25 protein-coding genes and 1 pseudogene are annotated in these 23,389 nt (G+C 61.7%); 23 read left to right on the top strand and 3 right to left on the bottom strand.

The window, feature by feature from the left end; all coding sequences use genetic code 11:
* Window positions 1-67: 67 nt before the first annotated feature.
* Window positions 68-1,771, top strand: coding sequence for a phage terminase large subunit family protein (locus Q7P63_01195; GenBank protein ID MDP0498689.1), 1,704 nt, complete (start codon window positions 68-70; stop codon window positions 1,769-1,771).
* Window positions 1,772-1,823: 52 nt separating this feature from the next.
* On the opposite strand, the gene Q7P63_01190 is transcribed toward Q7P63_01195, so the two are convergent.
* Window positions 1,824-2,210, bottom strand: coding sequence for a hypothetical protein (locus Q7P63_01190; GenBank protein ID MDP0498688.1), 387 nt, complete (start codon window positions 2,208-2,210; stop codon window positions 1,824-1,826).
* Window positions 2,211-2,507: 297 nt separating this feature from the next.
* On the bottom strand, window positions 2,508-3,020 hold the full coding sequence (locus Q7P63_01185) for a hypothetical protein (GenBank protein MDP0498687.1): 513 nt from the start codon (window positions 3,018-3,020) through the stop codon (window positions 2,508-2,510).
* A gap of 424 nt (window positions 3,021-3,444) precedes the next feature.
* Between Q7P63_01185 and Q7P63_01180 the strand changes: the two genes are divergently transcribed.
* The 16 genes and pseudogenes from Q7P63_01180 (at window position 3,445) to Q7P63_01105 (ending at window position 14,768) form a co-directional block, all read left to right on the top strand.
* Entirely contained in the window at window positions 3,445-3,699 is a 255-nt protein-coding gene (locus Q7P63_01180) for a hypothetical protein (GenBank protein ID MDP0498686.1), read from the top strand.
* A complete protein-coding gene (locus tag Q7P63_01175) occupies window positions 3,696-3,950 on the top strand; it encodes a hypothetical protein (protein MDP0498685.1) in 255 nt (84 codons plus the stop codon). Before Q7P63_01180 ends, Q7P63_01175 begins: the two co-directional genes overlap by 4 nt.
* A gap of 15 nt (window positions 3,951-3,965) precedes the next feature.
* Window positions 3,966-5,189 (top strand): annotated as a pseudogene (locus Q7P63_01170) (phage portal protein).
* A 33-nt stretch (window positions 5,190-5,222) separates the two neighbouring features.
* The gene (locus Q7P63_01165; GenBank protein MDP0498684.1) at window positions 5,223-5,864 is read left to right on the top strand and encodes a hypothetical protein; all 642 of its coding nucleotides are present in this window, start codon (window positions 5,223-5,225) and stop codon (window positions 5,862-5,864) included.
* A gap of 15 nt (window positions 5,865-5,879) precedes the next feature.
* Window positions 5,880-6,674 (top strand): S49 family peptidase, encoded by a 795-nt coding sequence (locus Q7P63_01160; GenBank protein MDP0498683.1) that lies wholly within the window; start codon window positions 5,880-5,882, stop codon window positions 6,672-6,674.
* 15 nt (window positions 6,675-6,689) lie between these two features.
* Entirely contained in the window at window positions 6,690-7,100 is a 411-nt protein-coding gene (locus tag Q7P63_01155; GenBank protein MDP0498682.1) for a hypothetical protein, read from the top strand.
* Window positions 7,101-7,152: 52 nt separating this feature from the next.
* Window positions 7,153-8,061, top strand: coding sequence for a hypothetical protein (locus Q7P63_01150; GenBank protein MDP0498681.1), 909 nt, complete (start codon window positions 7,153-7,155; stop codon window positions 8,059-8,061).
* Between the two features lie 98 nt (window positions 8,062-8,159).
* Entirely contained in the window at window positions 8,160-8,477 is a 318-nt protein-coding gene (locus Q7P63_01145; GenBank protein MDP0498680.1) for a hypothetical protein, read from the top strand.
* A 1-nt stretch (window position 8,478) separates the two neighbouring features.
* Complete coding sequence (locus tag Q7P63_01140) at window positions 8,479-8,730, top strand: hypothetical protein (GenBank protein MDP0498679.1); 252 nt, start codon at window positions 8,479-8,481, stop codon at window positions 8,728-8,730.
* A complete protein-coding gene (locus Q7P63_01135; GenBank protein MDP0498678.1) occupies window positions 8,727-9,395 on the top strand; it encodes a hypothetical protein in 669 nt (222 codons plus the stop codon). Before Q7P63_01140 ends, Q7P63_01135 begins: the two co-directional genes overlap by 4 nt.
* A gap of 15 nt (window positions 9,396-9,410) precedes the next feature.
* Window positions 9,411-9,839, top strand: coding sequence for a hypothetical protein (locus Q7P63_01130; protein MDP0498677.1), 429 nt, complete (start codon window positions 9,411-9,413; stop codon window positions 9,837-9,839).
* A 25-nt stretch (window positions 9,840-9,864) separates the two neighbouring features.
* Window positions 9,865-10,152, top strand: coding sequence for a hypothetical protein (locus Q7P63_01125; protein MDP0498676.1), 288 nt, complete (start codon window positions 9,865-9,867; stop codon window positions 10,150-10,152).
* Complete coding sequence (locus Q7P63_01120; protein MDP0498675.1) at window positions 10,149-11,015, top strand: hypothetical protein; 867 nt, start codon at window positions 10,149-10,151, stop codon at window positions 11,013-11,015. Before Q7P63_01125 ends, Q7P63_01120 begins: the two co-directional genes overlap by 4 nt.
* 21 nt (window positions 11,016-11,036) lie before the next feature.
* Window positions 11,037-13,694: a hypothetical protein gene (locus tag Q7P63_01115; protein MDP0498674.1), complete on the top strand. Its 2,658-nt coding sequence runs from the start codon at window positions 11,037-11,039 to the stop codon at window positions 13,692-13,694.
* Window positions 13,695-14,112: 418 nt separating this feature from the next.
* On the top strand, window positions 14,113-14,526 hold the full coding sequence (locus Q7P63_01110; GenBank protein ID MDP0498673.1) for a hypothetical protein: 414 nt from the start codon (window positions 14,113-14,115) through the stop codon (window positions 14,524-14,526).
* 11 nt (window positions 14,527-14,537) lie between these two features.
* Window positions 14,538-14,768 carry a hypothetical protein gene (locus Q7P63_01105; protein ID MDP0498672.1) on the top strand — a complete coding sequence of 77 codons (231 nt, stop codon included), beginning with the start codon at window positions 14,538-14,540 and terminating at the stop codon, window positions 14,766-14,768.
* Here the strand turns inward: Q7P63_01105 and Q7P63_01100 are convergent.
* A complete protein-coding gene (locus Q7P63_01100; GenBank protein ID MDP0498671.1) occupies window positions 14,765-14,923 on the bottom strand; it encodes a hypothetical protein in 159 nt (52 codons plus the stop codon). The two genes, Q7P63_01105 and Q7P63_01100, sit on opposite strands and share 4 nt — an antisense overlap.
* Window positions 14,924-14,942: 19 nt before the next feature.
* On the opposite strand from Q7P63_01100, the gene Q7P63_01095 reads away from it, so the two are divergent.
* Genes Q7P63_01095 through Q7P63_01070 form a run of 6 tightly spaced genes read left to right on the top strand, consistent with a single transcriptional unit; the run spans window position 14,943 to window position 23,382 of the window.
* The gene (locus Q7P63_01095; GenBank protein ID MDP0498670.1) at window positions 14,943-18,320 is read left to right on the top strand and encodes a hypothetical protein; all 3,378 of its coding nucleotides are present in this window, start codon (window positions 14,943-14,945) and stop codon (window positions 18,318-18,320) included.
* Entirely contained in the window at window positions 18,317-20,338 is a 2,022-nt protein-coding gene (locus Q7P63_01090; protein MDP0498669.1) for a phage BR0599 family protein, read from the top strand. The genes Q7P63_01095 and Q7P63_01090 overlap by 4 nt, the downstream gene beginning before the upstream one ends.
* Window positions 20,335-20,847 carry a hypothetical protein gene (locus Q7P63_01085; protein ID MDP0498668.1) on the top strand — a complete coding sequence of 171 codons (513 nt, stop codon included), beginning with the start codon at window positions 20,335-20,337 and terminating at the stop codon, window positions 20,845-20,847. The genes Q7P63_01090 and Q7P63_01085 overlap by 4 nt, the downstream gene beginning before the upstream one ends.
* Window positions 20,837-21,028 carry a hypothetical protein gene (locus tag Q7P63_01080; protein MDP0498667.1) on the top strand — a complete coding sequence of 64 codons (192 nt, stop codon included), beginning with the start codon at window positions 20,837-20,839 and terminating at the stop codon, window positions 21,026-21,028. The genes Q7P63_01085 and Q7P63_01080 overlap by 11 nt, the downstream gene beginning before the upstream one ends.
* Window positions 21,025-22,944 (top strand): hypothetical protein, encoded by a 1,920-nt coding sequence (locus Q7P63_01075; GenBank protein MDP0498666.1) that lies wholly within the window; start codon window positions 21,025-21,027, stop codon window positions 22,942-22,944. Before Q7P63_01080 ends, Q7P63_01075 begins: the two co-directional genes overlap by 4 nt.
* 3 nt (window positions 22,945-22,947) lie before the next feature.
* Complete coding sequence (locus Q7P63_01070; protein MDP0498665.1) at window positions 22,948-23,382, top strand: hypothetical protein; 435 nt, start codon at window positions 22,948-22,950, stop codon at window positions 23,380-23,382.
* Window positions 23,383-23,389 lie beyond the last annotated feature (7 nt).

Genomic DNA, 23,389 nt, shown 5'->3' with positions numbered 1-23,389 from the left:
GCAAATCTGGCGCGAGGCCTGGCGGCCGCCTGACCGCAGGACGCCGTGGGAATGGTGCGAAGAGCATGTGCGCTCAATTCCCTATTCCCCGATTCCGGGGCGGTTCCGAACTGAGAACGCCCCTTGGATGCGCGAGGTGATGGAAACGATCGTCGACCCGCGGGTGCGGCTGGTCTCGATTGTGGCGAGCGTGCAGAGTTCGAAGACGACGATCCCCGAGCTGACGCTCTGCTACATCGTGGCGAATCTGCCGGGGCCTTGTCTCTGGCTCGACCAGACGGACGAGGATGCGAAGGACCAGGCCGAATCCCGCTTGCACGTCCTGTTCGAGGAGTGCGAGCCGGTGACCCGCCTCTTCCCGCTCAATCCCCACAAGAAGCGCAAGAGTACCGTCCACTTTGCCAACGGGATGAGCCTCTGGGTGCGCGGGGCTGAGAACAAGACCAACCTCCAGCGCCGCTCCATTCGCTGGTTGATTGGAGACGAAACCTGGCGCTGGCCTGCGGGACACATGGCCGAGGCTGAGGCGCGGGTGACGGCCTTCGGATGGCTGGGGAAGTGCGTGTTCACCAGCCAGGGCGGGACGGCGGATGACGACACGCACAGTAAGTTCGAGACGACGGACATGCGCGAGTGGACCTTCGCCTGCCCGGCCTGCGGGGAGCGTCAGCCCTTCAAGTGGGAGCAGATCGAGTGGCCGAAGGACTGCAAGGACGCCAGCGGCCGCTACGACTTTTCGCGCATCAGGCAGGCGACCGCCATGCACTGCGCGCACTGCAACCACGCAATCGAGGACACGCCGGAGAGCCGCCGCCGGCTGAACGCGACGGGCAAGTTCGTCCCTCAGAATCCGAACGCGGCGAAGGAGACGGTCGGCTTCCACTGGAACGGCCTCTGCGCCATGTCGTGGGGCGCGTTGGCTGAGGAATACCTGCGGGCCAAGATGGCGGAAAGGAAAGGCGATATCAGCCGCTTGCAGGTGTTTTACCAGAAGCGCCTCGCCCTGCCCTGGAACGATTACGCGGAGGACTTCAAGGTCGAGATCGCGGCCAGCGGCTACCGTCTCGGCGAAGATTGGGAAGAGGAAGCGGGGCTCGATGCAAAGGCGCAGCTACTGGCCGCACCCTTCCCGGCCGAGTCATGCCGGGTGCGCCTGCGCTTCCTGACCGTCGACGTGCAGATGGACCACTTCTGGCTCGTCGTGCGGAGCTGGTCGGCCGAGGGGCAATCCCGGCTACTCTGGTGCCAGCGTGCACTCACCTGGGAAGACATTGAGCAGGCCCAGGAGCGCTTCGAGATCCACGCGGGCCTCGTGTTCGTCGACGCTGGCTACAACAGCTATGAGGTCTACCGCCGTTGCGCCGCCCGTGGCTGGACCGCCCTCATGGGCGACGGCGCCCACGCTTCGTTCGGGCACCGAGACGGCAAGCGACGCATGCAGCGCTTCTACTCCCCTGCCCGACGAACGGACGTCTCCGGTCGGGTCTGCGTGATGCACTACTGGTCCAACCTCTCAATCAAGGACATCCTCGCCCGCCTCCGCCGCGAAGCCGGCCCCGATGGTGAACCCATGTGGCAAGTCCCCGCGGACGCTCCCGAAGACTACCTCAAGCAACTCGAGAGCGAGCACCGCCAGCATGTCAAAGGCAAATGGCAGTGGGTCCAAATCGGCAAGCGTCCGAATCACTATTGGGACGCGGAAAGTATGCAGGTGGTCGCCGCTGTCATGTTGAAGCTCATCAGCAGCGAGGCAACTGACGCCTCAGATTGACATCAAGCGGCCATGTGACTTCTGAGCTACGATAACAGGGATGGAGCTCCTTCTATTCGAGGCCATCCATCCCATATCCCATCGATTTCAGAACTTGGATAAAACCTGCCCTTTGCTTCGTGTGACTAGTCCAGATCTGCTTGGGAAATTCACCTTCGGTATTCCCAATATGCAAGGTCTTGTAGCAGTCAGAATGTTCCTCATCCTCTTGATCCATAGAGAATGCAGCTACGCCTTGAAAAGATTCATATTCACATGCCAGCTTCTCGAACTGGAATTTGTTGTACGACGTCCAGCGGAATCCTGTAGTTCCAAACACCTTTTTAGCGAGTTGATCAAGGAGATTCGTTAGCTCCTGCATAGCCAAACCATCATATTGCTCTCGATGGTCGATATACTCTTTAGTAGCTCTTTGTATCAATAAGGGCAGAGACAACATATCGTGTAAATCGACAAAACCAGCGATTCATTAACATCACATGCGAATCTAGCAAAAAAAACACCAGCAGACACTACAGTTTTTTTAGAAACTATGACCTAACCTCTAAAACGCGGATCAAAGCACGTTCATACTTGGCCCTCGATTTCGCTGAGGTGCCCCTCCTGGAAACCCTCACTGGCACTAGGAGATCCGAATCCTGCATGCGCACTGAACTTGTCGACATATAACGGCTTGCTCCGAATCCGCACAATCCGAACCGCACTCTGAGAGCGCTGTTTGAAATATCGTAGGTGATCACAACCGAGCAAGAAGCGGTTTAGCTTTCTTGACCACATCCCTGCCTAAGCGCGTGGCTTCTCGAGTAATAGCAACACATTCAACCATTGTACCTTCGCTACAACCCTCCGCTACTGGGCCGCCTGGTCGAACATCTTCGACGATAGACTGTAAAATTTGATAGAACCTGACTATATCCCCAATAAGGGGATAGGGAAGAAGGCCAATCCTAGACAAATGGGATTTGTAGACTGGGCAGTAATCTTCCGGAATCATTACATGGTAGTCCAACTGACTTCGGCGCCCCTTGCGGTAATCCTCAATTATTCGTTCCATGTCCTCTGCGTAGTGCCTGCGGTCCAAGTGAACTGTTATCATCTCGATTTCCGCTACCATCGCTGCAAAAACTACTTTTCGTTCTTCATTCTGCTTCCAGCGCTCCATAGCCTTCGTCGTGAAATAAGTAACCAAGCCACCAACAACAGCACCCATGAGAGCTGAAAACGCAGGAACGAGAAGTTCGTATTGCATACGGTAGGGAATCTAAAAGCTTAGGGGATGACCTTTGAGGATTGTTCCTAGTGGATTAAACCCTTGAGTGTATACCGCTCGAGCGGAGCCTCCGAGGACTCCTCTCCGCTAAGTCAGCAAGAGTGACTTCAGCTCCCGTTTCTAACGCCTTAGCGAGGCGGTGGAGTGATTTGGTAACCGCGCTCTTGCAGCATCATCCTAAGCCGGATAAGCTTATTGAGTTCAGCATTGTAATTTTGATTGCCCGTTACCACCTCTACAGCCTCTTTTCTCTCCGAAGGCTCCATTTCAGCTAGCTCATGGGAGTAAATGAAAAACTCCGTATGAATTGTGGCAGTTCTACGCCCAGGGGACGCATGATTCACAGCCTGCTGCATTTTTTTGACGATAGGATTCATTGGTCCTTTGACATCCTCCCGCCTGCATGGCGGCAGTTGATTACTCCATAGGCTTTACCACGTCAGAGGTCGAGGAAATCCTTCAGGCGCAGAAGGCGGAGCTGAAGCGCACCCAGCAGGCCTACGCCGACAACGGCTCGAGCGTGACGAAGCGGCGGATCTCGGAGATCCACGAGATCATCGCGGCGTGCCAGCGGGCGTTGCAGAAGCTCGACCCGGAGAATTACGCACCGCCGCGCAGAGTGATGGGCACCTTCGTTGACAGGTGCCTGCCGCTGTGAAGCTTTTCCGACGCCGCCAAAGCCAACCGAAAGCCCAGCCCGAGGGCTTCGCTACCAGCACGCACCAACTGCCGAACACCTCGTTTTCGTGGGCTGACGCCGCGCCTGCGATGCAGGCCTCTTCGGCCTACGAGTCGGCTAACTACTCTCACCGGCGGGCGCGCATCCCTGGGGCCGCGCCGACGGACGCGAAGAAGGAGTTGACCTCGGGCACGCGCAGCGAGTTGGTGCGCAAGTCGCGCTACCTGTAAAAGAACTCGGGCTTCTCGCGCGAGATCGTGGGCGACATGGCGATCTATTCGACCGGCGACGGGATGAAGCCGCAGGCGCAGACGGACGATGATGCGTGGAACCGCCAGGCCGAAGCAATCTTCAAGCAGTGGGCGGCGCGGGCCGAGATCACGCGGCGGTTTTCGTTCGAGGAGTGCCAGCACCTCGTCTGCCGTGGGCTCGATGTCGACGGCGAATACTTTGTGATGAAGGTGCGCGACCGGAACGACTGGCCGCGCCTGCAACTGATCGAAGCCCACCGCATCGGCGATCCTTCCCTCCCGTTTGAGAGCCAGGACGGCGTTATCGTGGATGCCTATGGCGCGCCCATTGCCTACCGTCTGCGGCTCGACGACGAATCGACCCGCAATGTGCCCGCGAACGCGATGATGCACATCTACGAGCCGGAGAACGCCAGCGCGCTTCGCAGTGCTCCGACTCTCCAGCATTCGATCCTGAACGTGCAGGACTCCATCGAGCTGCTGGCCCTCGAGAAGCACGCGGTGAAGGCCAATTCGGATGCGGCCAATGTCATCACGCGGGACGCCGAGGGCTTGAGTGGAGACGACTTGGCTTCTCGCCTGAGTGGAGCGGCCGACGACGATCCCACAGACCCGGCTTCGCTCCAGCGGATCATTGGCGGGAAGACGATCTCCCTGCGCCCGGGCGAGAAGTTCGAAGCCTTTGAATCGAAGCGCCCGAGCCCGACCTTCATGGGCTTCTACGATGCGCTCCTGCGGGACTCTTCGGCGGGGATGCTGCCCTATGAGTTTGTGTCCGACCCTTCCAAGGTGGGCGGCGCAGCCACCCGCCTGGTGGTGGCGAAAGCCGACCGGCGCTTTTCCTATCGGCAGATGATCCTGATCAAGCGCTTCCTCGTGCCCGTCTGGGGCTACGTGATTGGCAACGCCATCGACCGCGGCTTACTTGCGCCGAAAAAGGGCTGGAACCTCGTCAGCTGGGTGACGCCGCGCCGGGTAACCGTAGATGCCGGCCGCGAAGCCCAGCAGAACCGCGCCGATGTGGAGACCGGCCTGAAGACGCTCAGCGACCACTACGCCGAGTTGGGCATGGACTTCCGGGAAGAACTTGAGCGCCGCGCAGCCGATGCGGCTGCAATCGTGGAAGCAGCGGAACGGTATGGGGTGCCCGTGTCCATGCTGTGGAAGCCGAGCGGGACGCAGGTGGTGGCAGAACAGAACGACAATTCAATAGGTTGACTCTCTAGATCTAGATCGAATAGAAGCTCAATTATGAACGACGAATCAATAAGCCTGTCAAAACGATGGAGTCAATTCGTAGCAGGCTTTATTGTAGCCATCTCCCATGCAAAGAGTATTGACTGGTCGGACCAAGATCTAATCGACAGCATCTTGCTAGACTCTGAGCGCTGGTCCAAAAGCGACCTTGGCTTCGATAGTTCTCTTAGAAGTCAAAAATACAGCAATGGCGACATTCGTCTCAGCAGTGAAGACGGCAAAACAATGTTTAACCTGATCGCTGAAGATGGAGCTGAAGCTCTAATGATAGGATTGGCTGCGACAGCGGATGCCATTTGCCAATCCATATATAAAGACATCGAGGGGGAACATACTGATACACTTAGCTCAACTACAGCTTATGTTCAATACTACCAAAAGCGCTTAAAGGGTGTTACGCAGCATACTTGGTGCATTAAGGGCATGTTCGAGCTTATCGCAATCAGAAACACACTACTACATTCGAACGGATACTGGTGTGAAAAGTCTATAGGCATTTTAGAACTTGGAGAAGTAGACACAAGTTCCATCGACTGCTCTAGGCGAATACGTGTAAGTTTCGACGACATCTACAAGTATAGACGTGCACTTCGAACTTTTGCAGGTGAGTTAAAACGTCTTTCAGTCCCCCGTTGACAAGCCCGTCGTGGCATGCGTTTTGCCACTGCCCTACTCCGCCACGAGCCTTTGTTGATCGAGCCGCGCCTGCTGACCTCCTTTGTGGAGCGGTGCGGGTGGTATCAGGAGGCGATGGCGGAGATCTACGGCGAGCCGCCGAAGCCGCGAGTAGAAGACGGCATCGGGATCGTCCCGATCTGTGGGCCCATCGGCCAAGGCTTGATGCCCATCGAAAAGATGTGGGGCGCGTGTGATGTGCTGGACGCGGCGGCGGCAGTCGAGGACTTCGCGCAGGACAACAAGGTCAAGGCGCTGCTGCTCGAAATCGACTCGCCTGGCGGGACGCTGTCGGGCGTGCCCGAGCTGGGTGAGTTGGTGGCCGAGTTCCCGAAGCCGACCTTTGCCTACACGCAAGGTATGGCCTGCTCTGCCGCCTACTGGATCGGTAGCCGGGCCGATTCGATTTTCTGCACGCCAAGCGCGGACGTCGGCAGCATCGGCGTCTTCACCGCTTGGCTCAACGTGACGAAGTGGATGGAGCTAAACGGGCTCTTCACCGAGATGGTCAAGGCTGGCACCTACAAGGCGATGGGCTACCCGGGTACCGATCTGACCGACGAACAGCGGGCGCTCATTCAAGCCCGCGTCGACCAGGTGCACGTGATGTTCAAGGACGCAGTGACGCGTAAGCGCCGGTTTGTGGACCCGGGGTCGATGGAGGGCCAGAGCTTTTACGGAGGCGAGGCCGCCCAGCGCGGGCTCGTGACGGCCACCGTGCCCAACCGCGCCGCGATGCTCGCACGGATCGCCCAAGCGGCCGCCGGTTGACACGCCGAGCCGGGCATGCCGACACTTGAAGAACGCCTTGCCGCGGCCGAAGAACGGGCCACCAAACTCGAGGGCCAGCTGACGACCCTCCAGACCGAAAACGCCGATCTGCAAAAGCGCCTGCAGGCCGCTGAGACCTCGCGAGACGAGGAGCAAACGCAGGTGACCGAGTTGCAAAAGCAGCTCAAGGAAAGCCGCCAAGAGGGCCAGAACCTCGCCAACAAGGTCAAGGACCTCGAGGCCAATGCGAAGACGGCTGAGGCCGAAGCTGCGAACATCTGCGCCAGCGTCGGCGTGACGCCCGCCCCGGTGACGTCGAAGGGCGACCAGACCAGCGAGGACTACGCCGCGAGGATCAAGGCGGCCAAGTCCCCCGGCGAGCAAACTCGCCTCTACCGCCAATACAAGGACAAGCTGAGCCGATAGCCGCCTGCCCGCTGACACTTCACCCACCACGTAATCATTTCCCACTGCCACCATGGCCAACACGCTGACCAACATTCAAGATATTCGGATCGCCCAGGCGTTCCTCGAGGCCTACCGCGCGAAGCTGCTTTCGCTGATGGTCTTCTCCACCGACTTTTCTCCCGAGTTTCTGCAGCGCGGCAAGACCGTCACGGTGCCGATTGTCGGCGCGAGCCTCCCGAACAGTTCGACCTTTGGCGGCAGCTACAGCGCAAACGCCGACCGCACCACGACTGGTCTCGAAGTTGTCTGCGACAAGCACTTTGTGCGCAGCTTCCACCTGACCGACCGCGAGTTCGCCGAGTCGAGCTTCGTTGCCCTCGAACGCCAGGCTCGGGCGGAAGCTCACCAACTCGCTCACGATGTGCTTCAGGAAATCTTCTCTGTCATCACGTTGGCCAACTACGGTGCGCCGGTGATCGACCCCGTTGCTGAGGCGGACTTCGACGCAAGCACCGTGCTCCAGATCCGGCGCGGCTGTGCGGCCGCCAAGATGCCGACGACGGAGCGTGCGCTGATTCTCGACGACGCTTACTATACGGCGCTGCTGGCCGATAAGACGGTGAGCCAGAGCTACCTCGCGCAAATGGCTCAGCCCGCCTTGATGGAGGCCCTCGTTCCGCGCATCTACGGCTTCAATGTCCACGATACGGTCGTGCTGCCCGAAAACGACGAAGACCTCGTCGGCTTCGCGGCCCACCCGTCCGGACTGGCCGTGGCCATGCGCTACCTCGCCCCGCTGCGTCCGGAGTCCTACCTCGAGGCGGCGCCGGTCACGGACCCGGAAACCGGCATCACCTTCGGCTACCGTCGCTTCTACGACAACGACGCCGGCAAGGAGTTCGTCGCCTTCGAGTGCCTCTTTGGCTACAAGAAGGCGCTCACCGACGGCATCAAGCGCATCACCAAGCCGGCCGCGTAAAGCACCTTTTTTTGGCTGGATACTCGTTCACAGTTCGGGCCGCTTGCCGCAAGGCAGGCGGCCCTTTTGCGTCCGACCGTTGACACCGTGAGCCTCGCGTGAATCAACGACAAATTGACGAGGCTGAAGGGTTCGCCGAGCTGCTGACCATTTCCGGTATCGAGCTGACCCACAAGGGCAGCCCGTTTCAGGCACTGCTGGGCGACATCGACCGAGACGCCGAACCCTACGACCTGACCCCAGGTGACGACGACGCGGTGACGGTAAAGACGTGGCTCTCGTCATTCCCCGGCGGGCTGCCGCGCGAGGGTGCCTACTTCGAAGACGCCAGCGGCGCGAGCTACCGCCTCATCAGCGCGGACCGCAAGCCCGCCAAGCTGACCGTCATCTTCACGTGCTCCGTCACCTACTCCTGAGATGGACGAGCGTCTTGCAAAACTCGAGGCCCAGGTGGACGCGCTTGAACGGCGGGTCGTGAAGCTCGATCACCTGCTGATCGGCGTCGACGGGACGAACGGCGTGCGGTCAGAGATTCGCGCCATGCGCTCCGATCTCAAAGACCTGGCGAATCAGGTGGGCGCACTGCAAAAGGTCGCCTGGACGGCGGCCATGATTCCGAGTGTAGCGGTGGCCGTGGTCGCGCTCCTGAAGTTCATCGGCAAGCTATGAGCCTGAACCTGCAGCTCGACAGCAAAGCGGCACACCAGTTCCAACTGGTGCTGACTGAATACATCGCCTGGAATAAGCGCGATATTGGCCCGCTGCTCGACGCCCGTGCGACCCGCATCCGTTGGGAAATCTACAAGCGCTTCCGGGATCTGGCGCCTACGAAGGACGAGTTGGAAACAGACCTCAAAGCCCGCGGCTATCGCGTGAAGCGCCGACGCCGCCGGGGAGCGGGAACCAAGAAGCGGTTCGTCAAGATCCGTAACAAGAAGATCCGCGAGCAGTTCCAGAAGCGGCGGCCATCCCCCACCCGCCTCGAACTCGAAGAGGAAATCGCGCTGCGCCAGGCGTCGATCAAGTTCCTCTCGGTCGGCTTCCTTTTTCGGGAGTGGAAGCGCGCCAAGGACGGCCAGAGTGGCGACTTCAAGGCTACGGGGAAGAAGTTCCAGGGCGGCCGCAGCCGGACCATCGGCAAGGCCGATGTGAACACGAGCGCCGGACTCGCAGATCCCCGCGTCATCATCACCAGCTACCTCGAGGGTGTGGTGAAGCAGAATCAGCAGCGCGGCATCGTAGATCAGGTTCTGGCCGGTGAGGTGGCCGACATGCAGGTCTACATCCGTCGCAAGCAAGAGCAGGCCTTCCGGCAGACCATGCGGCGCGGTTGACACCGGCGGCGGAGCATGGAGCTCCCCGAGGTGATCCCGAACCTGATTGCGTTGCTGCGTGCCAGCGATGTGCCGGAGTCGTGCCCGATCCTCTCCAGCGCGGACGCCGAGCACAACCGGCGGCTGGCCGAGGCGCTCAAGAATCCTGGCATCGTGATCGTGGTCACCCTCGCGCTGGGCGATCCGAAGGAGCCCTCCCGCGCCGAGTTGGTGATGGACAACCAGATCCTGATCTCGGTGCTCGAGAACCCGGAGACGAACACCAGCGGCCTCACCTGCCTCGCTTTGGTCCAGCAGGTTCTGACGGCGATCTACCGCCCGGAATGGAGCGGCCCGCGTGGAGCCAAACCCAAGTTCAACCTCGGCAAGCCCGCCTACGAAGCGGGACCGCTCGATGATGGCCTGACCGTCTACTTCGTGAACGCGACCTGCACAACTCGCTAATCACCAACATCTACCCATCCGCCACATGATCCGATTGATCGACAATCCCGACGCCGTCGCCGCGAAGCACACCAAGGTGCCGACCGAACGCCGACTGCAGCTCGTCGGCTTCCTGCGCCAGGCCGATCCCGACCGGCTGCCCTACGTCCTGAAGACGATGCAGGACAACAAGATTCCCGAGGCCGAACTGGCCCTCGTCGAAGATGTGCTCGGCGTTGCCAAGCCCGCACCCACTCCGGCCGCCACCACTGCGCCCACGGCTCCCAAAGCCCTTTCTCCCTCCACCTCCACTGAAACCAAGGAATCCAAGTGAGCGCCGAAGACTTTGTCATCGCCCAGATCAACCCGCGCGACGTAGTGGCCATGACGGCCGAGGTCTACGTCGGCAACGGCAAGACTCCCGAGACCAACAGCCGCTACGGACTGCTCGGTAGCAGCGCCTCGCTCGAATACGCGCCGAACTCGGAGACCAAGACCAAGATGGTCCCGGTGCGTGGCATCAAGCGTCCGGTCGGCGCCCACACCACCAAGATCGAGCCGAAATACAACGTCACCTCGAACGAGCTGAGCCAGAAGATCGTGAACATGGTCTTCTTCACGGACGCGGACTATGACTTCGGCTCGGCGGGTGCGGACAACGCCCAGACCGGCCTGAGCGCCGTGGCGGGCACCGCGTGGGACTTCGACGCCACCTCGACCGGCGAAGCCGTCAAGGCGGGCGACTGCACCGACGTCCTCGACGCCAGCGGCAAGCCCGTGCAAGCCATCACAGCCATTGTGCTCGCCGGCGTGAACTCCGCCTATGGCGCGGCTGGCGACTCGACCACGCTGGCCGAAGGTATCGACTACCGCCTCGACCCGCTCCTGGGCCAGATCGTCTGGCTCAAGCCGATCGACGACGACGTGATCACGCCGACCATCACCAGCGAGACGATCACCTCCACGAGTCGCAACTACATGCGCAAGCTCAAGCCCAACCGCAAGGGCTTCATCGAGCGCATGTGCCGCATCTTCTGGTATGACCAGGACGACGAGTCGAACTGGGTCATGGCGCACAAGGACTTCCTCGCCCGCTTCACGGTCACCAGCGGCTTTACCGCCGACGGCGAAGCCGACGCCGAGCCGCAAGTCGAGATCACCGTCCTCACCGACGGCTACATGCTCAAGCGCGTCTAGCGCTGCTGCCTGCCCGAGACGATGAGCGTAGTCCTCAAGATCAATCTGGCCACTCGGCAGCTCCTCAACTTCCCCGTGCGTATCTCGCGGGGAGGTCCGCGCCTGCTGGAGGTCGTTTTTTACAATGGCACGGAGCCGACCCTTCTGGCCGACGGTGCCACCGTCGCGCTGGATCTATACGTGCCGGACGATCTTGAGACGCCCATCCCCGGCAGCACGGTCAGCAGTTGGAGCGTTGACGAGGGCGAGGCGACCTACCGGGCAACTCTCGACACCGGGCGCGGGCTCTTGGGCGGGCTGGCTTACCCTACCCTCTACGGTCGCATCCGATGGGTCGAGCCTGGCTTCGACGTCATTCAATCGGATTTCTTCCACGTCCTCTACCGAGCCGAGGCGCAAGAAGGCGTCGAACAAGTAGTGCCGTGGGAACGGCTGGTCAACGTACCTGCCTACTTCCCATCTCAGACGCTCCTTCCGGTTACTGCGGAGACGGTCGCCTACGGCCCGGGATCCGCCGGACAGGCTCTCGAACGCTTGGACGGCACGGTCGCCCGCAGCTTCCGACAGATCAGCCCGCCGGGTAATTTCGGCTTCGACTACGCGCCGCTGATCCGATCCTTGATCGACTCCATGGCAGGCGCGGGCGGGGTGATCGAAATCCCCCCGGGGATTTGGTATATCAAGTCCAACCTATCCATCCCGATGCACGTCGAACTTGCGCCGAAGGGCGGTGTGCTACGGGTGGTCGGCGATACCGTGTTGAGCCTGTTCTGCCGGATCCGAGACTGCCATTATCAGTGGCTACTACTAGACGAAGGAGCGGCAAATCTCAATGAGAGCCAGGTGCCCTTCGGCGCGCCCGCCCGACCGGTATGGGTCGACGGGCGTCTGGGCTGGGATCGGACCGATAGCCAGGGCAACGTGATCGACGCTGCCGATGCGTTCAACATCGTGCTGAACCGCTGGAAGGCCGTTGACGTGTCTGGACGTTACGCCATCGCGAAGGATGTGTGGTGTAAGCAGAACGGAGTTCACGTTGTCAACACCTCTCGCCGTCACTTCCTTGACGGCATTGACCGTGCCGCAAACGTCTCTTTTCGCTTCGGTCGCAACCTTGCCGACTGGCAGCAAATGTCGCACGACCTCACAGATGGGCCTCAGATCCAAGGGCTCCACCTCTCCTCCGTTCGCAACTACCCTGGCTTCGATCATAAGAAGGCGACAAGGCCGATGCTTCACATGGAAGGGGTTACTGCCACAACCGTGAAGGATTTGCGATTGTTTGGGCCAAATTCCGATTCGGGAGAGAGCTATAGCGCTGGCCTCGAAATCGTTGGCATGTTCGACTCGGTTTTCATCAATACGAAAATTACCGGGTTTGGTCACATGTCTAACCCGGACATCGCTACGATCAATGTGCGGGCGTTCGCCCACGTTAACGCAAGCGGCCATGTAACGCGCACATCCTCCAACGAGGTGACGTTCATCAAGACCCACATCGAATCGACGTGCGGCGGGTGTGTCTTCATCGACGGCCCATCAAGCACCAACCACATCAAGTTCTATGATCTGAAGCAGGAGACCTCGCAGGTCACACTGGCAGACGGCCTCTACAACCCCCCGATTTTCCGAACCCGCAACTGCTCCAGCATCGTGGTCGACGGCGACAGTTACGCCCTTCTCACCGCTGGCGGTTGCAGGCGGTATCGTTACGGCTTGATTGAATTCGATAAGTCGAACTGGGGTGGCACCTACAACATGCAGATTGGCTTCTCGGCGCCGAGCAACCCGAAGGGCGTTTACGACCAGACGTGTTTGTTCGCGACTCAAGGCGAGCTGGTAGTTGGGCACCAGTATCGGATTGATCGAGGTGACTGCGACTTCACCAATGCCGGTGCCGACTCCAACACCATCGGAAGCGTGTTTACATCGATCAACGATGGCAGCTCCAGCGATTGGGGGGCCTCGCCTGTTACCGCTTTGCGCAACTGGGGCAGCGAAGATCCGACGGCACCAGGGACCAATGGCTGGATCGTGTGCCCGGCGCCTATTGGAATGAGCGATGGCTGTCGCTCATTCCAGGGCAACATCTATGGCCGGGAGCGGACGGACACGCTCGGATTTCACAGCTTGATCTACTGCCCTGGAGGCTTGGCTGCGGAGGGTCGCAGCTCGATGAACATCCAGTATTACCCCAGCATCACGACCTCCAACCTCTATCGGGTTTGGCCGTCAAATTCCGTGTCCGGGGGTATGCCTACGCCGAATGTGCTGCGCGGTCCTACTACCGTCTACATGGGCTGGACAGGCAGTCAGGGCGTTACAGACATGTATGGCCTCGGCGTTACCCACCACAGCATCACTTGGGGGGTGCAACCGCTGTGGGATGAAGCGGCGCCGGGCGGCCAGCAAGGCTACGGTTTCGGGGTTGGACTGTGGTCAACCAACGACCTGAATCGTGATCTCTGGATGGTTTTCGACCGGGTCAAGAACCGCCTGAAAATCAATAAGCAGACCGAAATCTACGCTGGTAGGTTTTCTCCATTGGTCCTCCGTAATGGGGGCACCCCGGAAACCCGGATCGCTCTCTTCATCGGCACGCAGGGAACGCTCCGGATTGTCGAAAACTATGACGACTCAATGCAGCCGTTGTCCCTTGACGCAGGCCGCGCTCTGTAAGCCCACCCAATATTTATGGAGACGAATTCCAAACTTACCCCGGAGCAATGGGACGCTTTACCCGATTGGGCCCAGCTTCGGTTTGCTGACATGTGCCCCTACCTGAGTGACGACGAACTGCGCGAGCACCTCAATGGCCTCGTCAGTCTCGCAATGCAACTGCCTGCGGGCACCGCAACTGTCACGTGGGCTGGAGCCGGCCTCACGCTCGATCTGACCTTTAGCCAACCTGATGCGACCTACACCGTCACAGTCAGCGCGAATCTGGAGGATCGGCCCGCGGCTCGTCCGACCATCTCTGCCGCTGTCGTGCTAGTCGAAGAGATCCTCCGCGGCGTTGACACCTCAGATCCTCTGTGGAGGGACCAGCACGGTATAGTTTCCCCTCCCAGCTCCGAATCCTGAGATCCAACCTACCATGACCGAGAACACCAACACCGACGGCCACGACATGGCCATTCTGACCGAGGGGCGCAAGACGCTCACCGTCATCGACCGACAAGGCCAAGAACACGAGGTGACCGTCCACAAGGTCGGCCTGCAGCACATGCACAAGCTCCTCGAGGCGAGCGGCGACGACTATGCGCTGGCGCAGACCTACCTCGACCCGCGCGAGCCGCGCCCCGGCGCCTGGCTCAAGCAGCTGACCGACGAGAGCCTGATGGACATCCTCGAGGAAGGCGGTGAGATCAACGACCCTTTGTTCGATCGCTGGTGGACGCGTCAGCAGAAGCGGATGAAAGCGCTGGGCGTCGATCCGCAAAAGTTCATCGAGGAAGGCATGGCCCGCGCCATGGACGCGCAGCTCGCGAAAGCGAAGGCGAGCGCGTAGGGATCGCCGCCGTGCTCGGTACGCTGGTGCGCGCCGGGCACGATCCAGACCGGGTTCTCGACTACCCGATAGACAAGATCGAGCTGCTCTACCGCGAGATTGTCGCGGACCGCTACCGACAGATCGTGATCGAGATGGACGCCTTCAGATCGGCCGAGGCCTCAGTCCATGGAGGCAAGAAGGGCCACCAGAGCTACCGCGAATTCCGCCGCCACCTCAAGAAGGCCAGTCGGCGGGACTAGGCGTTGCAGATCCGCAACCACAGTTGACGGCAGAACTCACCCAGGAGGATGCCCAAGGGCCATGATAAAAGGCCCTGCCACCACTCCAACTGCCCCGTCACGACCTGCATCAAGCAGCAGACCGGCAGCAGCACGAGGTAAAAGATCACCAACATCACGATCAGGTTAGCCTAAATGGACACGCAATTCAACATCAAGCTGAACGCTCGCGGCGACTGGAAGGACCTCGAACGCGGCAGCAACGTTCTCTACGAGTTGAATGCTCGGCTGGCTGGCATCGCCTCCTTCATCAAGGGCGGAGCCCTCTTGCAGCTGGGGGCGCAACTCGCCCAGTCGGTCACGCAACTCCCACAGATGGCGCGGCAGTCCGTCGCCGCCGGCGTGGCTTTCAACGCGATGGTAGAGACGCAGACGGTGGGCCTGAAGTCTCTCACCGGATCGGCCGAGGTTGCGCAGCGCCGCATGTCCGATCTGGTGACGTTCGCGGCCGACACGCCATTCCAGCTCCCGGACATCATCCAGGCCAACCGCCTACTGCAGACCTTTGGCGGTTCGACCCTCGCGGCTCGCGACAACCTGACCCTCGTGGGCGACTCGGCCGCCTTTGCAAACCGAGGTTTTGCCGAAGTGTCGGAATGGGTGGGCAAGCTCTACAGCGGCTTGCAGAGCGGAGAGCCCATCGGCGAGGCGACCGGGCGCTTGCTCGAAATGGGGATCATCTCCACCGAGTCGAAGGCTAGGCTCGAAGCATTGGCCGCGAGCGGCGGCAGCGTAGAGCAGGCCATGAGCGCCATTCGGGAGGCGCTCCAACACACCAGCGGTTCCATGCAGGAGCAGAGCCGCACCTTCGGCGGACTAACCTCGACTCTGCAAGACGCCGTGGCGATGGAACAGGCCGAAGCCTTTGCGCCGGTCTATGACGCGCTGAAGGACTCGCTCGAAGGCGTGATCGACGAGGTGGAAGGCGGACTGCCGCTCTTGAGCCAAATGGGCATCCTGTTGGGCGACCTGACCCGCTTCGGCATTGGGGCGGCGAAGGTGCTGGCGACTCTCGCCGAGTATGCTTCACCCCTGATCTGGGCGGCGTCGGCGGTGGGAGTTGGAGCGATGACGCTCAGCATCAGCAAGTATACGATCGAAACGATCAAGGCCACCGCCGCTACCCTCGGTTTCAACAAAGCCAAACAGGCCGCATTCTTCCAAGGGCCTCCCGCTGCTGGCTGGCCTGCCATGGTCGGGCGCTTTTCCACCAGCGTCGGCTCTGCGACGGGCCTCATGGGCAAGATGGCCGCCGGGGCTGGCGCTCTCGGCACATCGATCCGCCTGGCCTTCGCCGCCAATCCCATCGGACTGGCGGTGACGGCACTCACCGTCGGCATCACGCTGATCTGGCAGTGGACCGCCGCCTGGCGGGCGAGCCGTCAGGAGCAGGAGCGTATCCAAGACGGTCTCAAGCAGCTATCGGCGACTCACGCGGAGCGCATGGGCGAGTTGCAGAGCGAGGCCGAGCTGCTGGACTACATCAAGGACAAGCGCGAAGAGATCCTGAAGCTGGAGCGCGAGGGCACCAAGGAAAGCCGTGAGCAGGCGCGGCTCTTGCGTCAGCAGGTAGCCGAAGCAGAAAAGGTGACGCTGGCCGAGCTGCGGGCAAATCAGCTCCGCCGACAAGCCGACCGCGAACGCGAGCGAGGCCTGAAGGAGCTGGAGGCCAACCGCGCCTATCTCCAAGGTCCGGAGACGAAGGAAGGAAAGCTCTCCGCGATGGAGGCCCGGCGCGATGCGCTTCCCGAAGTAGACGTCGACGCAGCGCTGGCGGAGATCGATCGACTGCGCACCGTCCAGTCGAAGGAAGCCATCGAGAGGCAACTAGCCGCACAGGATGCCCCCGCATCGTCAATGGGCGACAGCATCCGCCGTTTTGATCCTGAGCTGGAGCGCCAATTTCAGGAGGCGCCTTCTCAAGCGGAACTGTATCAAGGGATCGCCGACTGGTCGGCTTTGATCGACGAAGCAGCCGAACGGAAGAAGCTCGAGGAAGATATCGCCAGCCTAAAAGCGGAGCTGGACCGCGAAGCCGAAGAACGTCGGTCTGGTCTTCGCCAAGAAGAACTGTCGGGTCTCAACCTGCAGGCATCCGCGCTGGAGAACCAATTCGAGCGCGGTGCCCTTTCGGCGGAACAGTATCACGACCGCTATCTTGAGATCCTCGATGAGCAGCAGTCGCGCGAACGCGAGGCGATCACCGCCCGCGTCACCGACGAAGCCGCCCGGGCCCAAGCGCTGGCCAACCTCGACGAGGAATACCGCCAGCGCCGCGAAGGCGTAGAACAGGACATCGAGGACGCAGTCAAGCAGCGGATCGACAATACCTGGCAGGCTTACGAGGACTACTACCGAAAGCAACTCGAGAAGCTGGACGAAGAACAGCGCGACCTGCTGGCCAAAGGCACGCCTGATGCGATCGCCCGGGCGACCGCGCTTGAGCGCCAACGCCTGCAACTGATCGAGCAAGCCGTCGCCAAGGCCCGAGAACTCAACGAACTTTCAGCGGGGGCGGGAATCCCCGATGCCGTCGACCCCGTCACTGGCGGGAGCGTCGATCCGTATGAATTTGGGAACGTCCCAGATTCGCCGTTGTCGCAATACGAACCGGAAGACAAATGGGACCGCCTTTCCGAAGAGCTTGAGCAGCGCTCGGAGGATTGGGCTGCCATCGCGGCAGCTCCTTTCGAAGGCATGTTCTCGGGGCTATCCAACGGGCTGGATAAGTTATTCCAGACGGGCAAGATCACGTGGGAAGGCCTACGCAGCGTGGGCCAAAGCGTCTTTGCGTCGTTCACGAAGGGGATCGCCGACATGGCAGCCGCGTGGCTGACGAAGCACGTCATGATGCAGGGGGCTATGAAGGCCCTTTCCGCGCTCGGCTCCATGTTAAAGAAAAAGGAGACGGCCGAGACGATGCAGCAGGAGGCGATGAAGACGCCCCAGCTGGCGACTAATGCCACTTTCGCCAGTATCGGCAGCTTCGGTGTAGCTGCGATTGTGGGCTTGGCCTTGGTGCTCGCCGCCATGGCTGCAATGGGAGCCTTCTACACGGGCGGCTATACTGGCGACGGCGGCAAATACGAAACCGCCGGCGTGGTGCACAAGGGCGAAGTTGTCTGGAGCCAGGAGGACGTAGCGCGCTCCGGAGGCGTGGCCAGAGTCGAGCAGATGCGCACCGGCGGCGTCGACCAGATGTCCTACCCGCTCGGCCTGCAGCTCTCCCGTATGGCTGGTTACGCTGACGGTGGCTACGTAACTGGCGACTCGGCGATGGGCAGCGCCTGGACGAATCGTCCGGCGATCACCGATCCTTACGCGGCCGTCGAACGCGCCGCCACTCGCAACACCTACGCGCCCCAAGTCCAAGCCGACACCAGCGACCTCAGCCGCAGCGTGATTTACGTTGTCGGGACCGACGCCGAAGCCCAGCGCCTCAAAGAAACTATCCCGGGCGAGGTCGAAATCCGCCGCATGGCCCAAGACGAAATCCGCCGTTTGCGCTCATGATCCAGATCAACTACGCAGGCGAAAGCCTCTTACTCTGGCCCTACGCCCCAAACTGGGCGCGGCGGGTCCGCAGTGAACACGAGTTGCCCGGTCGAGTGGAGGCCGGGCTTTCCAATCTCGAGGCCGGGCACCCGGCGGGGGAGACGCTACGCACGAGCCTGACCTTTACGGCCGACTTGATCCACGATGAGGCTGTTGCCGTGAAGCGGGCGCTCCGGGCCATGACCACCGAGCGCGTCGCGATGCCGTTCTGGCCCGCCGCCAAGCCCCGCGCCGAGTATGCCGCTGCCAAGATCCACGGCGGGCTGAACATCTCCTATCAGGTCGACGAGATCGGCTGGCCGACGTTCAGCCGCTGGGAGATCCACACCGGGCTCGCTCCATCGTCTGCCTACGGTGCCGACGCCCAGACCTACACCGCACCGCTGCTCCTCGGCTATCTGGACGACCCCGGCGGCGGTTTCGACAGTGACGAGGACTGGGCGTTCGGCGTTGACTTCGAGGAAGACTCAGACGCCTCTCACGCGCTTCAGATCGCGACCGTTGCCGCTGCGGACGGCCCTGCCCTCGCGGCCTCTACGCCAAAGCTCTTCCCACTCCGGCACGACTGGAGCCGCAGCCCCAAGGAGTCCCACACGATCCAACTGGAGCGCGAGACGCTGGGCAATGGGCGTCGCTATCAACTCGTCTACCACGGCGCACAAAGCCGACAGGAACTCGGGCTGCAGTGCACATTCCTCGAAGCCGCCGAGGCCTCCGCCGTCCTACGCTTCTTCCTCGACCGGCAGGGCACCGCTGACGCCTTCTGGATGTGCGGCAACCTCGCCCCTACCCGCCTGACTGCCGATGTGCAGCCAGGCGATTCTGTCCTGTCCGTCGAGGACGGTCTGGCGCTGGCCGGGATGCCGCCCTACCTCGCGCTGTGTGACCGCGAGCAGATTCGCCCGCTCAAGATCACAGGCACCGCCGCAAGCTCGCTCACCCTCACTGGCATTGCGGCCGCCAGTTTCCGGGAAGACGAAACCAGCATCTGCCCGCTGCTCCTGACCCGCTTCGACCGACGGGTGATCCGGGTGCAGTGGGAGACGGACGAGGTGGGCGAGATCGACCTCGACTTGATCGAGGTGCCCGCCGCCTACGATCCGCCCGTCGGCTCATCCATTGGCGTGCAACCCAAGCTGGCCAGCCTCTACACCTTCACCAGCGGCGGCCAGACCTGGCGCTATACCGGCTGGGAGCGCGACCTGAGCTATGGCGGCAACGTCTACCTCGCCGAGCAGATTGAGCACGCGGACATCACCCACACGCTCGACCTCAACGACGCCGTGAGTCTGACCTGCGACCGGCAGATCGCGCCGGTATTCCAGCTCTGGAGGTGCGAGCGCGGCACGGTTGGCCTTGCCATCGATCTGGCGGAAGTCTCCGGCGAAACGGCCAGCAACGCGCGTCGCGTCTTCACCGGAGAGGTCCGCGAGCCCAAGGCCAGCGGCAGCACGCTCAAGTCCAAGTGCGGGCTCTGGCGGGTGCTCGACAACTTCGTGCCCAGAGCTCGCTTTGCCGGAACCTGCCAATGGCCTCTCTACGGAGAGGCTTGCGGCCTATTACTGGCGAACTGGCGTTTCACCGCCCTGCTGACCGACGTCGGCACGCCGGGCTATCCGTTCACCTTCACCGTCAACAGCCTCGCTCGTGAGAACGGGCAGCCGCTCCCGGCCAGCTTCGGCAGCATCAACTGGTTTGCCCGCGGCTACGTCGAACTCAACGGGGACATCGTCCGCATCCAGCAGTCCACCGCTCTTTCCTCCGGCATCATCACCGTGACGCTCGCCCGCGATCCCAAGACGTTCCCCACAGTCGGGGATGCCCTCGTGCTCGTGCGCGGCTGCGACGGACGGCGCACGACCTGCCAGTTCGCGTTTGACAACTACGCGAACTGGGGAGGCGCCTTGGTGGCAACCGGCAACCTCAGCCTGCTCAAGGTCGACCTCCCGTCTCAAAATTCTGGAGCGAAGAAATGACGCCGACCTTTTACGACACCCCGGAACGCCAGGCCCAACTCATCGCGGAAGCCCGCACATGGCTGCATACGCCTTTTCGCACCAACGGCAGCGCCAAGGGCAAGGCCTGCGACTGCCACAACCTCGTCTACGCCCTGCACTGCGCGACCGGTGCATGGGGCCCGTTTCCGATTCCGCGCGGCCAATCCGGTATTGCCGGCATGCTTCAGGTGCGCCGCATGAGTTCGTTCTTCCACACACGACCGGAGTGCCGCGAAGTCGAGCTGCCAGACGAGTCCTTCGGGATCCTGCGATTGGTCGAGTCGCTGCAGCCGGGGGACATCCTCACCGGCGAAACCATCGGGGGAGAGTATCACCTGGCAACCTTCCTCGGCACTGTCGACGGACAGCTCGGCGCGATTGTGTCTACCACTCACCGCTCCGGCGTCGCCTTCTTCAACCTGCTCGACCCGAGTTGGAGCCGCCCGATCGTCACCACCTTCCGGATCCTGCCGCACGATGTCCGCTAACTTTGACGAACCAACAGACCAGCCGATCCTCGCGAACATCGCGGCGGACGAGGTCTCAAGCAATCAGCAGCGGCATTATCCCTACTTGGCGGGCACTCAGCCGATCGCGCTCTCGTGGGTCGGTCAGGTCTACGACCAGCGCACAGTGCCGGTGAAACAGGACTCTGGAGGTAAGAAGTGAGCGGCGGCGGAAAAGGTGGAGGGAAGACGGTCATCGGCTACGACTACTACGCCTCGTTTGCGGGTGTAGCCGGCCTCGGCACGGCTGATGCGCTGATCGAGTTGATCGTCGATGGCAAGAGTGTCTGGCGACCAGCCAGCCCGGTCTTGCGAACGACGGCCGCTAATCCCTATATCTTCGTGCTGGCGGCCACTGGCTCCGAGGGCGCAGAGAAGACCTATGACGGCCGCGTCTACTTCTACTGGGGCACCACGAATCAAGTGCTCACGGATCCTGTCTTGACCAAACCGGGGCGCTCCCACCCGCCTTACCGCCGCCGTGTGCTGGTGGTGTTCGAGGACTTCTACTGCGGCTTTGAGCGGGACTCGGTTCCGAACATGCAGATCGTTTATCGCCGCGAGGCAGACCAGCAGACGGTCGTAGCGACGCTGGATAATGGCCAGGTAAGCCCGATGGCTGTCGCAGCCGAATGGCTGACCAACCCGGTCACCGGCGTAGGGCTTGCCGCCTCGAAGGTTGACTCAGCTTCATGGGATCCCATCGCCGCAGCGCTCGAAGATAGTCAGGCGACCGAATACCTCTCGGTGGCCCTGAGTTCCGGGCAGCGCCTGAGGGAGGCGCTCAACCGGCTGCGCAACTACAGCGACGTCTGGTTTCGTGTCGGCCGTACCGGCAAGATCGAAGCAGGGCGCGTGCTGATCGGCGAAGAGCCGGCAGGGCTGCCCGTTATCACAGCAGACGATCTGACCGACCTGCCGGACCTCAACCCGGTGACGCCGGCGGAGGTGCCCGACCGCATCAACCTGAAGTATGTCTCCGAAAGCAACGCTTACCAGGAACGCATCGTGCGTTTCGACGATCCCGCCGGCCGCATCCAGACCGACGGCGAACGCGATCAGGAGACGACGATGGACTGGATCGTGCGAGACGCCCAGGCGGCCGCCAAGGTTACGGAGATCGGCGAGCAGGCGGTGACTCCCTACTGGGAAGGCAGTATCTCGGTGCGCTTCGCCCGCTGGTGGGATTTGGGCCTGCAAGTCGGGGATCCCTTTGTGCTCGAGTATGCGCCGATGGGCTTTCGCGAGGTGATGCGGGCAGAGCAGGCTTCCGGCTTTTCCTCGCGGGGCGGACCCGTGCGGCTGCGGATCGAATCAGAGCGCCGCCTGCGCCCGAAGGGAGCCGATGCGGGCGTCGACGATCCCGTCTTCGAGGCTCCCGAGGCCCCGGGCGACCTCGAGTATTTCCACGTGCTGCAGGCCACCTCAGCGGCCGCCGGGGGCGAGGCCTACGGTCTGGTAGCCTTGGCTGGCCGATCGGGATACCAGACCCGCTACGCCTCGCTTTTCTGGCGTCTCAATGGCTCCGCCGCCTTCAGCGAAATGGGCACGCTAATATCCTTCGCCGTGCCGGTAAAGCTGAGCGCAGCGCTCTCCGCTTCTGGGCAAGATGACGATGAAACCGGCGGCATCCTGATCGAGGAATACGTGCCGGCGCCGCTCGGATTCGGCGACATCCCCGGGACCCAAAGCGAAGAAGAGGTTCTAGCCGACAACCTCCTGCTCATCGTGGTCGACGGGGCGAACTACGAGATCCTGACCGTGAAGAGCCTCGAGTCTCCGGTAGGCGATCAGTATCCGGTCTACGCCCTGCGCGGCCGCCTCGGAACCACCAAGGGTGATTTCTCCGCCGGCTCACCCGCTTACTTGGCCTTCCGTAGCCAGCTGCTTCTGTTGACCAGTGGCGCGTGGTCCTCAGTCGCCAATGCCTCGACCACCGCCGAGCGCACCATCTACGTCAAGGCCCAGCCAGTGGGAGCGGGCGGAACTCTCGATCTGGTCGACGCAACCGAACATTCACTCGAGCTGCACACCCAGCTCTCCGAGCCCGTAATCATTGACGGCAACGCCGCAATTTAAGCCATGGCTCAAGTCATTCCCACCCGCATCAAGTTCTTGCGCCGCACGGCCACCGAGCTGGACGCCATCGCCGCCGAAGCCGTCGAACCCGCGCTCGAGACCGACACCGGCAACGTCCGCCTCTCCGACGCAGCGGGTGCCTGGTCCTATTACCTACTCGCCATCCCCGCCGCCGGTCTCACCGACGGCGACCACTTCCAGTGGAACGGCACCCAACTCGAGCGCGTTCCCCGCGGCCCCGCCGTCGCCGACGTCGATACAACCGATTTGCCGGCCGCCGGAGTGATAGGCGCCCTACCCGTCTCCGATCCTCCCACGCAAGCCGAGGTGCAGTCGCTACGGGACGAGTGCGAGCACCTGCGGACCGCTCTGGCCGAAGCCATTGGCACCATCCACGCGCTGCGTGACCGGCTTCAGGCAGCGGGCATCATCGGTTGACATCCGG

This window comes from Verrucomicrobiota bacterium JB022 (assembly GCA_030673845.1).
Taxonomy (GTDB): Bacteria; Verrucomicrobiota; Verrucomicrobiia; order Opitutales; family Oceanipulchritudinaceae; genus WOUP01.
Note: the sequence above shows the minus strand (reverse complement) of the source record. Positions and strands in the feature narration are given on the sequence as shown.

Excerpts from the sequence above, each read along its gene's own strand:
- Q7P63_01070 (MDP0498665.1), top strand. The coding sequence starts at position 22,948 with ATGGCTCAAGTCATTCCCACCCGCATCAAGTTCTTGCGCCGCACGGCC.
- Q7P63_01165 (MDP0498684.1), top strand. The coding sequence starts at position 5,223 with ATGAACGACGAATCAATAAGCCTGTCAAAACGATGGAGTCAATTCGTA.
- Q7P63_01100 (MDP0498671.1), bottom strand. The coding sequence starts at position 14,923 with ATGTTGGTGATCTTTTACCTCGTGCTGCTGCCGGTCTGCTGCTTGATG.
- Q7P63_01135 (MDP0498678.1), top strand. The coding sequence starts at position 8,727 with ATGAGCCTGAACCTGCAGCTCGACAGCAAAGCGGCACACCAGTTCCAA.
- Q7P63_01080 (MDP0498667.1), top strand. The coding sequence starts at position 20,837 with ATGTCCGCTAACTTTGACGAACCAACAGACCAGCCGATCCTCGCGAAC.
- Q7P63_01095 (MDP0498670.1), top strand. The coding sequence starts at position 14,943 with ATGGACACGCAATTCAACATCAAGCTGAACGCTCGCGGCGACTGGAAG.
- Q7P63_01150 (MDP0498681.1), top strand. The coding sequence starts at position 7,153 with ATGGCCAACACGCTGACCAACATTCAAGATATTCGGATCGCCCAGGCG.
- Q7P63_01160 (MDP0498683.1), top strand. The coding sequence starts at position 5,880 with ATGCGTTTTGCCACTGCCCTACTCCGCCACGAGCCTTTGTTGATCGAG.
- Q7P63_01125 (MDP0498676.1), top strand. The coding sequence starts at position 9,865 with ATGATCCGATTGATCGACAATCCCGACGCCGTCGCCGCGAAGCACACC.
- Q7P63_01110 (MDP0498673.1), top strand. The coding sequence starts at position 14,113 with ATGACCGAGAACACCAACACCGACGGCCACGACATGGCCATTCTGACC.
- Q7P63_01115 (MDP0498674.1), top strand. The coding sequence starts at position 11,037 with ATGAGCGTAGTCCTCAAGATCAATCTGGCCACTCGGCAGCTCCTCAAC.
- Q7P63_01190 (MDP0498688.1), bottom strand. The coding sequence starts at position 2,210 with ATGTTGTCTCTGCCCTTATTGATACAAAGAGCTACTAAAGAGTATATC.
- Q7P63_01140 (MDP0498679.1), top strand. The coding sequence starts at position 8,479 with ATGGACGAGCGTCTTGCAAAACTCGAGGCCCAGGTGGACGCGCTTGAA.
- Q7P63_01130 (MDP0498677.1), top strand. The coding sequence starts at position 9,411 with ATGGAGCTCCCCGAGGTGATCCCGAACCTGATTGCGTTGCTGCGTGCC.
- Q7P63_01185 (MDP0498687.1), bottom strand. The coding sequence starts at position 3,020 with ATGCAATACGAACTTCTCGTTCCTGCGTTTTCAGCTCTCATGGGTGCT.
- Q7P63_01085 (MDP0498668.1), top strand. The coding sequence starts at position 20,335 with ATGACGCCGACCTTTTACGACACCCCGGAACGCCAGGCCCAACTCATC.
- Q7P63_01155 (MDP0498682.1), top strand. The coding sequence starts at position 6,690 with ATGCCGACACTTGAAGAACGCCTTGCCGCGGCCGAAGAACGGGCCACC.
- Q7P63_01180 (MDP0498686.1), top strand. The coding sequence starts at position 3,445 with ATGGCGGCAGTTGATTACTCCATAGGCTTTACCACGTCAGAGGTCGAG.
- Q7P63_01090 (MDP0498669.1), top strand. The coding sequence starts at position 18,317 with ATGATCCAGATCAACTACGCAGGCGAAAGCCTCTTACTCTGGCCCTAC.